This window comes from Xanthomonas sp. WHRI 7064, assembly GCF_040202355.2.
Lineage (GTDB): Bacteria > Pseudomonadota > Gammaproteobacteria > Xanthomonadales > Xanthomonadaceae > Xanthomonas > Xanthomonas arboricola.
In genome coordinates this window covers 302,782-317,052 of the sequence record NZ_CP167821.1, presented here as the reverse complement: position 1 = coordinate 317,052, position 14,271 = coordinate 302,782, and the positions used below count along the sequence as shown (strand labels likewise).

The 14,271-nt window shown below is 64.9% G+C and carries 15 protein-coding genes; 4 read left to right on the top strand and 11 right to left on the bottom strand.

Annotation, left to right across the window (positions count from 1 at the left end):
• Positions 1-34 precede the first annotated feature (34 nt).
• Both ABQY74_RS01340 and oleD read right to left on the bottom strand, forming a co-directional pair.
• Complete coding sequence (locus tag ABQY74_RS01340) at positions 35-193, bottom strand: DUF1328 domain-containing protein (protein WP_003468167.1); 159 nt, start codon at positions 191-193, stop codon at positions 35-37.
• A gap of 64 nt (positions 194-257) precedes the next feature.
• Entirely contained in the window at positions 258-1,268 is a 1,011-nt protein-coding gene (oleD, locus tag ABQY74_RS01335) for a 2-alkyl-3-oxoalkanoate reductase (protein WP_102583104.1), read from the bottom strand.
• 198 nt (positions 1,269-1,466) lie between these two features.
• Between oleD and ABQY74_RS01330 the strand changes: the two genes are divergently transcribed.
• Positions 1,467-2,648, top strand: coding sequence for a serine hydrolase (locus tag ABQY74_RS01330; protein WP_228600392.1), 1,182 nt, complete (start codon positions 1,467-1,469; stop codon positions 2,646-2,648).
• A 374-nt stretch (positions 2,649-3,022) separates the two neighbouring features.
• Here ABQY74_RS01330 and ABQY74_RS01325 read toward each other — a convergent pair whose 3' ends face one another.
• From ABQY74_RS01325 to oleC, 3 genes are read right to left on the bottom strand one after another with little or no spacing between them, the layout of a single operon-like run.
• Positions 3,023-3,943 carry a hypothetical protein gene (locus ABQY74_RS01325; RefSeq protein WP_349793030.1) on the bottom strand — a complete coding sequence of 307 codons (921 nt, stop codon included), beginning with the start codon at positions 3,941-3,943 and terminating at the stop codon, positions 3,023-3,025.
• Between the two features lie 33 nt (positions 3,944-3,976).
• Entirely contained in the window at positions 3,977-4,570 is a 594-nt protein-coding gene (locus ABQY74_RS01320) for a winged helix-turn-helix domain-containing protein (protein ID WP_349793028.1), read from the bottom strand.
• 14 nt (positions 4,571-4,584) lie between these two features.
• Positions 4,585-6,237, bottom strand: coding sequence for an olefin beta-lactone synthetase (gene oleC / locus ABQY74_RS01315; RefSeq protein ID WP_349793026.1), 1,653 nt, complete (start codon positions 6,235-6,237; stop codon positions 4,585-4,587).
• 310 nt (positions 6,238-6,547) lie between these two features.
• Between oleC and ABQY74_RS01310 the strand changes: the two genes are divergently transcribed.
• Positions 6,548-6,931: a YkgJ family cysteine cluster protein gene (locus ABQY74_RS01310; protein WP_039529059.1), complete on the top strand. Its 384-nt coding sequence runs from the start codon at positions 6,548-6,550 to the stop codon at positions 6,929-6,931.
• Between the two features lie 145 nt (positions 6,932-7,076).
• On the opposite strand, the gene ABQY74_RS01305 is transcribed toward ABQY74_RS01310, so the two are convergent.
• The 4 genes from ABQY74_RS01305 to ABQY74_RS01290 form a co-directional block, all read right to left on the bottom strand.
• Positions 7,077-7,979, bottom strand: coding sequence for an alpha/beta fold hydrolase (locus tag ABQY74_RS01305; protein ID WP_349793025.1), 903 nt, complete (start codon positions 7,977-7,979; stop codon positions 7,077-7,079).
• A 148-nt stretch (positions 7,980-8,127) separates the two neighbouring features.
• Entirely contained in the window at positions 8,128-9,267 is a 1,140-nt protein-coding gene (gene fic / locus ABQY74_RS01300) for a protein adenylyltransferase Fic (protein WP_167704989.1), read from the bottom strand.
• Between the two features lie 87 nt (positions 9,268-9,354).
• On the bottom strand, positions 9,355-10,371 hold the full coding sequence (locus tag ABQY74_RS01295) for a 3-oxoacyl-ACP synthase III (RefSeq protein WP_016903994.1): 1,017 nt from the start codon (positions 10,369-10,371) through the stop codon (positions 9,355-9,357).
• A 101-nt stretch (positions 10,372-10,472) separates the two neighbouring features.
• On the bottom strand, positions 10,473-10,793 hold the full coding sequence (locus ABQY74_RS01290) for a DUF4156 domain-containing protein (RefSeq protein ID WP_016903993.1): 321 nt from the start codon (positions 10,791-10,793) through the stop codon (positions 10,473-10,475).
• 395 nt (positions 10,794-11,188) lie between these two features.
• Between ABQY74_RS01290 and ABQY74_RS01285 the strand changes: the two genes are divergently transcribed.
• Positions 11,189-11,650, top strand: a complete 462-nt coding sequence (locus ABQY74_RS01285) for a hypothetical protein (protein ID WP_039511132.1) — start codon at positions 11,189-11,191, stop codon at positions 11,648-11,650.
• Between the two features lie 25 nt (positions 11,651-11,675).
• A complete protein-coding gene (locus ABQY74_RS01280) occupies positions 11,676-12,152 on the top strand; it encodes a tRNA (cytidine(34)-2'-O)-methyltransferase (protein WP_104554633.1) in 477 nt (158 codons plus the stop codon).
• A 157-nt stretch (positions 12,153-12,309) separates the two neighbouring features.
• On the opposite strand, the gene ABQY74_RS01275 is transcribed toward ABQY74_RS01280, so the two are convergent.
• Together ABQY74_RS01275 and ABQY74_RS01270 are read right to left on the bottom strand one after the other, a co-directional pair.
• On the bottom strand, positions 12,310-13,533 hold the full coding sequence (locus ABQY74_RS01275) for an MFS transporter (protein ID WP_349793022.1): 1,224 nt from the start codon (positions 13,531-13,533) through the stop codon (positions 12,310-12,312).
• 105 nt (positions 13,534-13,638) lie between these two features.
• Positions 13,639-14,265, bottom strand: a complete 627-nt coding sequence (locus tag ABQY74_RS01270) for a hypothetical protein (protein ID WP_349780143.1) — start codon at positions 14,263-14,265, stop codon at positions 13,639-13,641.
• Positions 14,266-14,271 lie beyond the last annotated feature (6 nt).

Genomic DNA, 14,271 nt, shown 5'->3' with positions numbered 1-14,271 from the left:
CAGCGCCGCTGCCGTGACGTATCGCAGCTAGGCGTTATACCTTGCCGCGACGGAACATCGAGATCACAGCCAGGATCAGGAACACCACGAACAGGATCCAGGCGATGTTAGTCGCCGCACCGGCGATACCGCTGAAGCCCAGCACGGCGGCAATGATGGCGATGACGAAGAAGATGATGGCGTAATGCAGCATGGCAAGGATTCCAGAAGTTGTCGTGCCGAATCGGCGCAGACGTATCCTGAAGATGTGGCGGTCTTTATCGAGTGATGGCGATGTCGTTGGAAGATGAGGATCGCAGCCGTTGCAGCCCCTCTTCGATGCTGACCTGCGGTACATAGCCGAAGTCGCGACGTGCCGGCTCCATGCTGTACCAGTGCGGCGTGCACAGCTGTTCCACCAGAAAACGCGTCAACGGCACTTCGCCAGGCAGACGCAACAGTGGCCACATGGTCTCGCAGATTGCACCAATTCTGTACGCGGTCTTGAACGACAGCGAACGCGTCACCGCCGGTGCATCCACCGCGGCCAGCAGGCGATTGAGCAACTCGCGCATCGGCAAGGGCTCGCCGTTGGAGATGAAGTACGCCTTGCCCGCACACGCAGCACCCGTAGCGAGATGTGCGAACGCATCGAAATGCGCCTGCGCCGCGTTGTCGATGTAGGTGCTGTCCACCAGGTTGCTGCCGTCGCCGACCATGCGCAAGCGGCCGGCGCGCGCACGCGCGGCCAGACGCGGCAACAGATGATTGTCGCCCGGGCCCCAGATCAGGCGCGGACGCAAGGCCACCGTCGCCAGTTGCGCATCGTTGGCCGCCAGCACCGCGCGCTCGGCGATCGCCTTGGTTGCCGCGTACGCCGCGCGCAGGTCCTCGCCATACGGCACTTCGTCGGCGCCCAGGCCTTCCACCGGATTGGTGGCGCGATGGGTCACGCTGGGCGTGGAGGTATAGATCAGGCGCGGCACACCATTGGCCCGACATGCGTCGAGTACGTTCTGTGTGCCCACCACATTGGCCTGGTGATAGCTGTCATAGCTGCCCCACGCACCGGCCTTGGCGGCGTTATGGAAGACTGCATCGATGCCGGCGAAGGCATGCCGCACCGCCTGCGGATCGGCCAGGTCGCCACGGATCTGGCCCACGCCCAAACTCTGCAGGACTGGATAATCGCCGCGCTGGAAACTCACCACCTCGTGCCCACGCGCGATCAAGCCGCGGCACAACGCCTGGCCAAGAAAGCCACCACCACCGGTTACCAACACCTTCATTGCGCCACACCCATCGCTCCTGCAGGGCGCACACAATAGCCGTACCGGACCGTTATCGCGACGCGGCGCAGACAGGTAACCGTTTGCGCCAGACGCAAGCCATTGATCGCAAAGAGCTTCATAAATCTTCATCGAGACATCAGGCAGTTCATTCGCACCGCTGGCGTCATGGTGGCTCCGTCGATCTCTGGAGCCACCATGACCCGCCCGTCTCTGCTGTTACCCGCGCTGTTCGCCATCTCTGCGCTGCACGCCGCACCACCTGTTGCCACGCCCAGAGCTGCCACGCCGACGGCCACCACTCCGGCACCTGCAGCTTCAACGGCCGCCACGCCACCTGCTCTGGATGACGGCTGGCCGGTCGCCAGCGCGGCCGCCCATGGCTGGAACCGCACCGTGCTCGCGCAGATGGAACAGGCGCTGGCCGCCGATCTAGCGCCATCCACCACCAGCGTGTTGATCGTGCGCGACGGTGTGCTGGTCTACGAAAACTACCTGGGCGGTGCCGATCGCCAGATCTTGCACGACACCCGCTCGCTGACCAAAAGCGTCACCGGGTTGCTGGTCGGTGCGGCAATCGAGCGCAAACTGATCCCAAACGCGCAGGCCAAGGTCTACGACTACTTTGGCGATCGCCAGTGGCAGCATCCCGATCCGCGCAAGCGCGACATCAGCATCGAGGACCTGCTGACGATGAGCTCGCAGCTGGAATGCAACGACGACAACGAATTTTCTGCCGGCAACGAAGAGCGCATGTACGTGAGTGCGGACTGGACCCAGTTCGCCCTAGATCTGCCGATCCGTGGCTACGCGCCTTGGATGCAGCGGCCTGCGCAAAGTCCGCACGGCCGCGCGTTTTCGTACTGCACGGCAGGCTCCTTCCTGCTCGGTGCATTGCTGGAAAGAGCCACAGGACAGCGGTTGCAGGCATTCGCAGCCCAGGTCCTCGAAACGCCGCTCGGAATCACGCAGGCGCAATGGAACGTCTCGTCCGAAGGAGTGGGTATGGGCGGTGGCGGCACCCGTTATCGCAGCCGCGACCTGGCCAAACTCGGTCAACTGCTGCTCGCACAGGGGCGTTGGCAAGGCCGCCAGGTCATTCCCGCAGACTGGGTGCGGGCGATGACCAGCGTGCATGCGCAGGCACGCGAGGATGCCGATTATGGCTATCAACTCTGGCACTTCCTGTTTCCTGTACGCGGCGTACAACGCGACACCTGGGCGATGTCCGGCAATGGCGGCAACTACGTATTCGTCGTGCCCGAAGAGCGGTTAGTGGTCGTGCTCACCCGCCGTGCCTACAACACCCGGCAGATGCACCAGCAATCACACCGGTTGCTGACCGACTATGTGCTCAAGGCGCTCCCCGAAAGCAACTGATAGACGCATCCACACCGCTCGATCACTTCTCGACGTGGCCAAGAGTTTGCGCTTTTAGCGTCGTTTGGATGCTGCCAAGGGAATCCAATGCCCTAACGCTTGCGGGACACGCCGTAACTCCGTCCCTAGAGGCTCCTTGGCAGCATCCATGCCGCCAAGGGCCCCGCAAGCGGTAAGGACATCTCACCTGCCAACATGGTCGTGTGCGGATGGGAACCACAAGCCGGCTGCACCCGGCTGGCGGCGTGCTTAGCAGTTTTCCAAGGCGACTCACCATACTAATGCGCAACCAGCAAGCGCAGTTGTTCTATGAGGCACGCAGCGCATGCAATGCGATTTGAGCATGCAGCGCACAAACGACACATTGCAGTGTCTTAGTCCCGTTCGGACGTCGCTTCTGCCGGCGGCAGATTGCGCGCACGCAGCTGCGCACGCTGGGCAGCAAGATCGGCATCGATGCGTGCCAGCAGCGCAGCAAACTCCGGTAGCGTGCGCAGCGGTTGCAGCAGCGGTGACTGCCGCAGATAGCCGGCATTGCGGTAGCCGGCGGCTTCGGCACGCTGCAGGGCGCGCATCGCTGCATCCGGCGTCTCTGCACACAGCAGCAATACCGCCGCATCGACTGCATCGAACGGATCGCCACCGCGCTCCACGCTGACCAGCAATTCCTGTGCGCGCGCCTGCAGCGTCGCGGCTGCCGGTGGCGGCTGCGCCTGCAGCGTCCACGCCACGGTCTGCGCAAAGCTGCCTTGTGGACGCAGCTGCGCCGCCCGTAGCACCGCTGCATGTGCAAGCGCCTTGTCACCACGCACCCAGGCGAGTTCGGCCTGTAGCAACGACAGCCCCGCATACTCGGTGCCGCGGCCCAGCGCCTCGCTCAAGGCGGTCTGCGCTTCAGCCGCGCGGCCATGGTCGAACAGGAACCTGGGCCAGGCCAGATTGGAGAACGGGTCGTCCGGATATAGTTGAAAATTCTTTCGGTAGCGCGCCTCGGCGGCACTCGCATAGCCGAGCAGGCTCAGATTGCTGGCGATCTGGATCCGCAGGAACCGCACGCGTGAGGGATCACGCACCGCCAGATTGGCCGCCAGCGCCTGCACCAGTTTCCCCTGGCGTTCGTACAGATAGGCGGCCGAGCCGCGCACCGCATCGGCAGCGGGATCCAGCTGCAACGCCTGCTCGTAGGCCGCCAGCGCATCGCCATTGCGACCCTGACAATCCAGTGCGTAGCCACGCGCCGCGTATGCCGCGGCAAGACGCGGCTGCACGGCCAGCACCACATCGGCCAGTTGCAAGGCCTGCTGCGCAAACGCCGCATCGGCGTCGTATTAGCACACGCGCGCACTGTAGGCGCGACTGAGGCCGAGTTGTGCCTGCCGATCGTCCGGTGCTTGCTGCAAGCGTTGCCGATACAGCCCGATGGCGCGTTCGTTGTCGTCGCGCTGACCGATGCCGGCATAGTAGTCGGCACGCTGCAACAAGGCCGATTGTGCTGGCGGGGTGTCACGCGACTGCAGCCGCCAGGTCGCGCCAACGCAGAGCAGCAGCATGCCTGTCGCAATGATCCAGGCACCACGCCGCCGCACCCCAAATGCAGGCGAAGCCTCTTCCAACTGTACCGGCACGCACAGTTGATAGCCCTGACCGCGCACCGAGCGCAGGTAACGCGGCTGACGCGAGTCGTCGCCCAAGGCCTGCCGCAGCAGGCGCACACGTTGGGTGACGGTTTCTTCGTTGACCAGCGCAGGTGCCCACACGTTCTGGATCAACTCGTCGAAACCGACCACCCGCTGCCCCTGCTGCAGCAAATAGTGCAGCAGGCGGAAACTCAACCCGCCGACCTCCAGTGCGACGCCGTCACGCTCCACACGCTGGCGCGCCACATCGATGCGCAGGTCATCCAGTCGATAACGCGCGCGCATCGTGAGGCTCGGCGCTACTGCTGCGCCGCCCAGATCGCCAGCGTTTCGCGGCCGATCTTGGCGTTGTGGCGAATATCCACAGGAAATCCGGAATGGCGCAGGAAACGCGTGATTCCAGCCGTGTGCGGGTGCGCAGCGCCCAGCGCGCGCAATGCGGTTTCCACTTGCGCAAATGCCGATGCCGCCACGCCTGGCTGCAATTCCACGCACAGCACCGGCTGCTGCTGTCCGGGTGCGCCGACACCGACCAAGGCGGTGCGCCGCACTTGCGGATGCACGTTGAAGACCGGCTCCACCTGCTCGGTGTAGAGCGGGCCGGTGGCGGTTTCCACGCGGTGGGTCTTGCGCCCGCAGAACCACAAGCGTCCTTCGGCATCGAAGTAGCCCACATCGCCCATGCGATGCACGATGCGTTCGCTGCCATCCGCGTTGCGCTCGCGGATCTTGGCAATCCGCGTGGCCGCGTCGCGGTTGAAGTAGGTGTCGGTGGTGGTGGGGCCGGCGACGGTGATTTCGCCGACCTCGCCCACGGCCAGCACGCGCGCGCCGCTCCACTCGGGAATGGCCGCATCGTCGATGGCGATGATGCGCACCTCGTTCGGCGCGACGACCTGACCGACGCAGGTGCCGGCACCGGCCTCGGTGGCCGCGCGGGTGGCATCCAGCGTACGCCCTTCGATGGCTGCCACCGGCAGGCATTCGGTGGCGCCATACGGCGTCCAGAATTGCGCATCTTCCGGCAACAGCGCGCGGATCTTGGCCACCACGTCCGGCGGCACCGGCGCACCGGCCGAGGTGGCCAGGCGCACGTTTGGCAAGGGCTGGCCGTAGTCGGCCAATACGCGCATCAATGCCGGCGAGCCGAACAACTGCGTGACTCCGAAGCGGTCGATCGCATCGTGCAGCTTGCGCGGATCGGCAGTGGCCGGGCGGGTCGGATCCATGTCCGGAATCACCGAGGTCAGCCCCAGTGCCGGATCGAACAGGGCAAACGGCGGGAATGTCGGCAGATCCACACCGCCGGGCTGCATGCCAAAGGCATTGCGCAGCAACTCGATCTGGCCGACGAAATGCCGGTGGCGGTACACCACGCCCTTGGGCACGCCGGTCGAGCCGCTGGTGAACAGGATGGCGGCCACATCGTCCGGCCCGGTGTTGGCCAGCTGACTGCCGGCGCCGGCGCCATCGCGCTCCACGCGCGCCAGTGTCACCCCGCCCCAGCCGTAACGGCCACCGACGCTGACGATCTGCTTTGCAGAGCGCGCCCAACGCAACAGACGACGCGCCAGCTGCGCAAGCGGAATGCCGATAAATGCCTGCGGCTGCGCTTCGTCCAGGCATTGCTTGAGCGCACGCTTGTCGATGCCCGGATCCACCAGCACCGGCACTGCACCGGCCTTGAACAAGGCAAACATCAGCAGGAAGAATTCCGGCGACGGGCGCACCATCACGACCGCGCGCGCACCGCGTCCGATGCCGTGCAGGGCCAGTCCGGCAGCGATCGCATCGCTGCGCGCGTCCAGCTCGGCATAGCTCAAGGTCACATCGTAGGCGGCATACCCGTTGGCGGCGCGGCGGCCCGGGCAACGGATGGCGATCTGCTCGGGGCGCTCGCGCGCGAGTTCCGGCAGGGGGGCGGCGATATTGCAGAGAGTCGTCGTAGTCATTGCCGCATTATCACCCATGCGCCGACGGTGCCGGCCGCTTGATCGCGCTCAAGTCGCCTGCGCTGGTGCGTGCTCCCATCGCAGCGATGGCTGACGCGGTGATTGCGCGTCATCGAGCCGCAACGATGCAGCGCAGTGCTCACGCGACATGCCCTGCCCTGCGCGAGGCGCTCCGCGTTGCGCGCGCGCTGCGTCGAGCGACGCAGATGAACCGCTAACCGGCGCGCGGCCGTGCCACTTGTATCGCAGCGTGGTTCGGTCAGAATGCCGCGCTCACCACGTTGTTTCGCCGCGCAAGGCCCGGCATTCCATGGCACATCCCTGCCTTACCTGCGGCGCCTGCTGCGCCTACTTCCGCGTCAGTTTCCACTGGAGCGAGGCCGATCCCGCATTGGGCGGCAGGGTACCGATCGAGCTGACCGATGCGCTGCGCACGCACGAGCGCGTCATGCGCGGCACCTCGCAATCGCAGCCGCGCTGCATCGCGCTGGATGCGGACATCGGCCGCTACAGCCGCTGCAGCATCCATGATCGCCGGCCCTCCGCCTGCGCCGCCGTGCCGGCGTCGCTGGAATTCGGCCAGCGCAGCGCGCAGTGCGACAAATCCCGGCTGGCGCACGGCCTGCACGCGCTGACTGACGCCGACTGGCTGGGCGTGGACGAGGCCCAACGCAATCCGCTGCCGCCGTTGTAACGGCCACCGCTGCGAGTGACTACGCCATCCGCTCGCAACGTCCAACAGAACGACGGCATTGCCGGTCCCATCCACTAGTACATCCGCGTTCTGCACACCGCAGGCACTCACCTAGCGAGCGCCTGCGCGACGATGCCAGCAGCGCTTACAGCGGATTGCGCTCCAGGAACGCACGGATCGCCGGCACCAGCACTTCATGCTTGTCTTCCAGCACGTAGTGATTGGCATCGTCGAACGCGGTGACCTCGGCATTGGGCAATGCATTGCGGAAGCCGGCCAGGAAGTGCTTGTCAAAACAGATATCGCGCAGGCCCCAGGCGATGAACGCCGGGCGATCGGCGAACGACGGCAATGCCTGCGCCGAGCGCTCCAACAGCGACCAGGCCTGGTCGGCGGGCGACAGCGGAATATCCTGCATGAAGCGAATGGTGGAGATGCGGTTGCGCCAATTGTCGTAGGGCGCCACATAGGCGCGACGCACATCCGCCGGCATCCGGCGCGACACGCCGAACCAGGACGCGCCGGAGGAAAACGCATTGAACGTGCGGATGAACCACTCGCCCGGCCCCCAATGCCGGCCCATCGCGATCTGCCACGGCATCGGTTTTTCCGGCGGCAACGGGAACGCAGCGGTGTTGGTGATCACCAGCCGCTTGACCTGCGCATGATGTGACAACGCCCAGCCGAACCCGATCATGCCGCCCCAGTCGTGCACCGCCAGCGTGACCGGACCGGTGATGCCCAGATGCCGCAACAACGTGTCCAGATCATCCACGCGCGACTGCAGCGTGTAGTCGTAACGCGGCTGCGCGTCGGGCGCATCGTCCGGCTTGTCGGACACCCCCATACCGATATGGTCCGGCACGATGCAGCGGTAACGATCCGACAGGCCGCTCACCAGGTGCCGCCACAGATAGCTCCACGACGGATTGCCGTGCAGCATCACGACCACCTCGCCATCGCGCGGACCTTCGTCCAGATACGACATCGCAATGCCGGGACGCACCTCAAGGCGCTGGGGAGTGAAGGGATAGCCGGGGTAGTTCATGCCAAACGCATCCGATTCGATTCGAGAGAGCGCACATGGCGCAAGCGTTGGCCTGCCGTGCGTAGAGATTGGACATCATAGTGGTCGCCACGCTGCGACATGCTCAACCCACTGCGCGCAAGACGGCTACCTGGATCAATTACAGGCTTCATCGCGCTTCCGTCGAAGGCATTGGATAAGGCGGTAGTTGATGACCATCGCCGGACAGAAGTTTCAGGAATGCAGGGTGCAGGAACAGTTTTTCCTTGCCCAGCCGCTGCTCTTGCAGCACACCAATGGTCACCAGTTCCTTTAGATGGCGTGCAGCGGTCTGCCGAGTCACGCCCATCACGTCCACGACATTCTGGATGCGGCAATAGGGCTGATTGAAGACCACTTCAACAAGTTCGCGGCTGTAGGCCTTGGGGGCGTGTTCGCGCACATGATCACGCGCCTGCGTCTCCAATCCTCGGATCGCCTGAATCTTCGCCGTCGTCCACGCAGCTGTCTCTGCAACGGCGGCAAGCATGTACTGAATCCACTCGGCCCAGCGACCGTACCGGGTGACATCCAGCAGCAGTCGATAGTAGTCGCTGCGATGGCGAATGATGTAGCGCGACAAGTACAGGACGGGGATATCGAGCAGGCCTTGCTCGATCAGCATCAGCAGATTCAATACACGTCCGGTACGCCCGTTGCCATCGGTGAACGGGTGGATCGCCTCGAATTGATAGTGCGCGACCGCCATCCGGATCAATGGATCGATATCGGTGCATTCATGAATAAAACGCTCCCAATTGGCCAGCTTGTCGCGCAGCAATGTCTCGCCGACGGGCGGGGTATAGATGATCTGCTGGATCTGATCGTTGGCCAGCGCAGTCCCGGGCACGCGACGGATCTGCATTTGCACAGCTTTAATGCGGCTGCACACCACCACGGCGGTGTCTGTACATAGCGGTCGCTGCTGCAGCGACTGGAACCCTTCGTAGAGCGCGCTACGGTAACGCAGGGCTTCCTTGGTTGCCGGATTCTGGGCGCGCTCCTGATCGTCTGCATAACGGAACAAGTCATCCGTGGTGGTGACGATGTTTTCGATCTCCGAACTCGCCTGTGCTTCCAGGATCGGAATCGTATTGATCAGCACTGCCGGATTTGGCAGCAATGCGGTGGCCTGCTTCAGCTCGGCCAACGCAGTGCGCGCCACGATGCAGGCCTTGAGCAAGGCGCGCGTTTCGATATCTCCCGCCGGAGGAAGCGGCGGGAGCGCGTTGTAGGGCTGCTCGGGATTGAACACCAGCGCGTCGTCCATGCCTACACCGGTCATGTTGCAAGAGCGAACATGATGCAATGACGTGTACTAAAAATCCATTTTTCTTAACACGTCACATGTTGCAACTTACCAGACCACTTCCGCCATCGAGCAGTTCAGGCCCGAGCCAATCCCCATCAACGCGATGCGGTCGCCCTTCTTCAAGCGGCCGAGCTCCTTGAGCTTGCTCAGCACGATCGGTACCGAAGCCGGGCCGATGTTGCCGTGTTCGCCGAAGATCGTCATGACCTTGGCCGGGTCGATGCCGAACGATTTCACGAACGAAGCGGTATGCGGGCGGCTGACCTGGTGGATGACGAACTGGTCCAGCTCGTCCACTGCCCAGCCCATTGCCTGCTTGGCGGCCAGGAAGGTCTTCTGCGCCAGCTTGATGCCTTCGATCAGCAACAGGCGGGTGTCGGTGACCATGCGGTCCAGGTTGCCGCGGCACAGCTTGTTCCATTCGGTGGCCGAGCGGGTCACGCCACCTTTGTAGCGCGGGGCGTCGGGCACCAGCTCGGTGCGCGCCATCACCATCGCTGCGGCACCGCAACCCAGGGTCAGCGCAGCGAGTTCGTTGCGGAACTCTTCTTCGGTGACGTCGGGCGAGGTCATGCGCTCGAGGGTCTTTTCGTACACCAGGTTGGCGGTTTCGCCATCGACGACCAGCGCATAGTCGATCTCGCCGCGCTCAAGCATGCGGGCGGCGATGTCCATGCCGTTGATGAAGGCAAGGCAGGCGTTGGCGACATCAAAGGTGACGCAGTGGTCGCCGACCCCGAGGTTGCCGGACACGATGGAGGCGGTGGACGGCTCCAGGTAGTCGCGGCTCACCGAGGTGTTGACCAGCAGGCCGATCTTCTCGATGCCGATGCCGGCGTCGAGCAGTGCCTTGCGCGCAGCCTGGGTGGCGGCGTCCGAGGCCTGGACATCTTGGTCCCACAAGCGCCGTGCATGGATACCGGCAACGTCGCCCAACACGTCGGTCCTAATGCCGAGGCGGTCGTAGGTCGGTTGCAGGCGCTCGTTGATTTCCTTGGAAGTCAGCGTGTGCGGCGCATCAATATGCGCCAGTCCCGCGATGGAGACATTCTGGAAGAGCATCGAAGTAGCGCCATGGCGTCAGGCGAGGGGGCGCTAGTCTAGCCGCTGGCTGGTTTTACCGCATCTTTACAATTGCAGCGGCCGCGCCCCAGCCCAACGGTTCAGCGCGGCGGGCAGCGGAAGGCGTTGAAACGCTGGCTGCCATCGGCCGGCTGACCCTGCGCCTGGACCGTATTGGCATTGGCGCCCGGCGCCTCATTGCGTGCCAGCGTTTCCAGCTCTTCCTGCACCCGCAACGGGTTGCGGTTGTAGAAGCCGACCTTGCTCTTGACCGACACCACCACCTCGCCCTGCTGCTGACAGCCAGCTGGCACAGGGCCTGCGGGCAGCACCTGCACGCCTTTGCCGCTTTGCTCGATCGGCACCCAGGTGCAGGCCGTGGCAGTGGTGGCAACCAGAACAGACAGCATCAGCACGCGCATAAGTCTTAGACACCTGAGGACGAAGCCGGATTGTGCCGCAGTTGCCGGGCGGCGATCGGCGTGCGCTGCATGCCCGCACGCCGCGCATTCAGCGCGCTGAACACCAAGCAGATCGTCGTGCTCTCTCGCTTCGGCCGGTGTCCGGCGCCCGCAACCGCGTCCGGGTGTCCGGACGCGGACACCGCTGCGGCGCATAAATCCCTTTAGAAACAATCTCCTGCAAATGGCACGCGGTTTGCTGCATGGCATGGGCAAGCAGCGGGCAGCGACCTCGATCAATAAAAATGACTGCCAGCTGAATAAATAAAACTACGCCACGAAAGTTATTGCACTTACCGAAACGGTGTACTACCTTACTACCACACCACTGATCACCCACACCAAGAGACCTCGCCATGAAGACCCAGACCCTGCGCATCGCCCTCTCCGCCGCCCTGTTTGCCGGTACCGCCCTAGCCGGTTTCGCCCAGGCCGCCAGCCTAACCACGCTGGACACCGTGCAGGTCCGCCCGTCTGCCGACCAGATCGCCCAGCAGGCGCTGGAGCGCAGCAGCGACATCCCTACCCTGGCCGCCGTGCAGGTGCGTCCATCGGCCGAGCAACTGGCCGCCCTCGCCGCCGAACAGGCCGGCCCGCGCATCCTCACCCTCGCTGCGGTGCAGGTGCGTCCGTCCGCCGACCAGCGCGCCGACCTGGTGACCCGCAACGCCGCTGCCAGCGCGCAGAGCACCTCCGGCCAAGCTGCTGCTGCCATCGGCGCACTGATGGGCCAGGTCATCGTCAACTTGCCGGTCCCGCAGCTGCAGCCGTCGCCGGTCGAACTGGAAGCGCTGGTCAACGCCGCCATCAGCCTTTGAGCACGCGCGCAGCTACACTGCGCGCATGTCAGCCCCTGTCCTCGATGTCATCCTGTTTCAGCCGGAAATTCCGCCCAATACGGGCAATGTGATTCGCCTGTGCGCCAACACCGGCGCGCGCCTGCACCTGATCGAGCCGCTCGGCTTCGACCTCAGCGACAAGCAGCTCAAACGCGCCGGCCTGGACTATCACGAATACGCAAGCCTGCAGGTGCATGCCGACCTGCCCAGCGCCCTGGCCGCGATCGCGCCCAAGCGCGTGTTTGCATTGAGTACGCGCAGCACCGTGCGTTACGACACACCGCAATTTGCCGATGGCGATGCTTTCCTGTTTGGTCCGGAAACACGCGGCTTGCCCGCCGACGTGCTGGAGTCGATCCCGCCACAGCACCGGCTGCGCCTGCCGATGCGCCCGGACAACCGCAGCCTCAATCTGTCCAACACCGTTGCGGTGATGGTGTTCGAAGCCTGGCGTCAGTGGGACTTCAACGGCGGCCGATAACCGTGGTGATGCAGACGGCTGGCTGACTGCGGCATCGTCCGCCCCGATCCCGGCGCGCTGCATGGTTCCCGTATCGGTCTGTCATTCAAAGCGTGCTCCGCGTATGCCAGTCGCGGGCGCTGCCGTTTACGTGCTGCGCCGCGCCGCTACCATGACCTCATTGCATCGCCTGGGCATCGGTCGCTGCCTGCAACATGCCGCGGCAGCCTGCCCAGAGCGCCACCGCCAGCAAGGCGATGCCGCCCAGCGCCAGAAACGCGATGCGATAGCCGAAGGCGTGCGCCAGCCAGCCGCCCAACGCCGGGCTCAGCGCCGCGCCCACACCTTGCACCGTCATCACCGCGCCCTGGCCGACATTGACGCGCCCGGTGCCCTGCAGCAATCGCGCCACCAGTGCCGGCACCACCACGGCCTGCAGGCCGGCGCCGAGTCCGTCGAGGATCTGCACCGGAAACACGCCCCAGCCATGGATCAGCGACGCCGCCACCAATGCACGCAACGGCAAGGCCATGAAGGCCACCAGCAGCACCCACCAATGTCCGTGCACGCGGATCCAGCGCATCGCCAGCAAGGCCACCACCACCATCGTGGCCTGCGCGACCACGATGGTGGTCGCCGTCAGCGCGTTGGCATCGCCCGCATGCGCGGCCACGATGGCCATGCCGTAGAGCGGCAGCATCGCCGCATTGCCCAGGTGGAATAGCCCCAGGGTGATGGCCAGCAAGGCCAGTGGCCGGCAGGTCAACAACACCCGCCACCCGCTGAGGGTGTCCGCGCCGTCGGCGTGGCCCAGGCCGCGCGCGGCACGATGGTCGATGGCCGCAGCTGGAATCATCAGCACCGCCGCAATCGCCAGCACACCGAACGCGGCGGTGAGCACGAACACCGCCGCAAACCCGTAGCGCCAGCCCAGCCAGCCGGCCAGTACCGCAGCCAGCATGTTGCCGGCGTGGTTGGCGACCTGATTGCGCGCCAGTTGATGATCGAATCCGCGCGCGTGCACCAGCCCCAAGGTGATGCCGGTGAGTGCCGGGCCGATGCCGGCTGCCGCCAACGCCGAGACGATCTGCGCGGTGACCACACCGGAGGAGGTCGGATGCAGCCAGATCAGCGCCGTGGCCAACAGGATCACCAGGCATCCCACCACCACCACGGCGCGCTTGCGCCGGGTGCTATCGACCAGTGCACCGGCCGGGGTGGTGGCGAGCATGCCGGCGATGCCGCCCACACTCATCACCGTGCCGATCGCCGCCACCGACCAGCCCCTGGATTGCAGGAATACGCTGAGAAATGGCCCCAGCCCGTCCTGCACATCGGCCACGCTGAAATGCAGCGCCTCCAGTGCGCGGCTGCCACGGGGATGCGGTGTGCTCATGCGCATCGGCGCTCTCCACGAAACGATGAAAGGCGACTGCGCGCGCCGGCCTGCATGCACGACCCAATTGCGATCGCGCGGCGCCCAACACGGCAGTCGCGTTGCAGGCTGCTAGTGCTTCGGCTTCGGCTTCGGCTTCGGCTTATGCGCACCCGGACCATGCGGATGCTCGATCTGCTTCAGCGACGCGGCCTTGGCGCCCAAGGCATGCGCGTGGATCAGCACCCCGTGTGGGGTCGTCCTGGTATCGCCTTCGGCCACCAGCGTCTTACCGACCACCAGTTGTTTGGCGAAGTCGGCCCCGGCATGCGGTGGGAACCGCACCGTGACCTCGTCGTCCAGCAACACGCCATGCACCTGCCCGTGCGGGCCGTGCAGCAGGCGCGCGATGGTGCCGCTGTGCTGGGTGAGCTGCGGCTTGGGCGGCTTGCCGGCGGGCGGCTTGGGCTTGGGCTTGGCATGCGGCCCGTGCGGGCCTTCATCGACGATGCGCTTGCCACCCTCCGGATCAATCGCCAGGGCCACCAGCATGTCCACATCGCGCGGCTTGAGGCCACGCACACTCAAGGTGCTGCCGGGCTTGAGCGCCTTGAGCAAGGCGGCGGACAGGTGCGGCGGCGTGTGCACCTCGGTGCCGTCGGTCAGCAGCAGGCCGTCGATATCGGCCTTTGGATTGAGCAGAAAGCGCGCCAGCGTGCCGCGGGTTTCGGGAAGGAAATCAGGGTCGACCCAATGCATGAAAAA

Bases quoted from the DNA above. Each gene is read 5' to 3' on its own strand.
- ABQY74_RS01340 (WP_003468167.1), bottom strand. From the start codon at position 193: ATGCTGCATTACGCCATCATCTTCTTCGTCATCGCCATCATTGCCGCC.
- oleD (WP_102583104.1), bottom strand. From the start codon at position 1,268: ATGAAGGTGTTGGTAACCGGTGGTGGTGGCTTTCTTGGCCAGGCGTTG.
- ABQY74_RS01330 (WP_228600392.1), top strand. From the start codon at position 1,467: ATGACCCGCCCGTCTCTGCTGTTACCCGCGCTGTTCGCCATCTCTGCG.
- ABQY74_RS01320 (WP_349793028.1), bottom strand. From the start codon at position 4,570: ATGCGCGCGCGTTATCGACTGGATGACCTGCGCATCGATGTGGCGCGC.
- oleC (WP_349793026.1), bottom strand. From the start codon at position 6,237: ATGACTACGACGACTCTCTGCAATATCGCCGCCCCCCTGCCGGAACTC.
- ABQY74_RS01310 (WP_039529059.1), top strand. From the start codon at position 6,548: ATGGCACATCCCTGCCTTACCTGCGGCGCCTGCTGCGCCTACTTCCGC.
- ABQY74_RS01305 (WP_349793025.1), bottom strand. From the start codon at position 7,979: ATGAACTACCCCGGCTATCCCTTCACTCCCCAGCGCCTTGAGGTGCGT.
- fic (WP_167704989.1), bottom strand. From the start codon at position 9,267: ATGGACGACGCGCTGGTGTTCAATCCCGAGCAGCCCTACAACGCGCTC.
- ABQY74_RS01295 (WP_016903994.1), bottom strand. From the start codon at position 10,371: ATGCTCTTCCAGAATGTCTCCATCGCGGGACTGGCGCATATTGATGCG.
- ABQY74_RS01290 (WP_016903993.1), bottom strand. From the start codon at position 10,793: ATGCGCGTGCTGATGCTGTCTGTTCTGGTTGCCACCACTGCCACGGCC.
- ABQY74_RS01285 (WP_039511132.1), top strand. From the start codon at position 11,189: ATGAAGACCCAGACCCTGCGCATCGCCCTCTCCGCCGCCCTGTTTGCC.
- ABQY74_RS01280 (WP_104554633.1), top strand. From the start codon at position 11,676: ATGTCAGCCCCTGTCCTCGATGTCATCCTGTTTCAGCCGGAAATTCCG.
- ABQY74_RS01275 (WP_349793022.1), bottom strand. From the start codon at position 13,533: ATGCGCATGAGCACACCGCATCCCCGTGGCAGCCGCGCACTGGAGGCG.
- ABQY74_RS01270 (WP_349780143.1), bottom strand. From the start codon at position 14,265: ATGCATTGGGTCGACCCTGATTTCCTTCCCGAAACCCGCGGCACGCTG.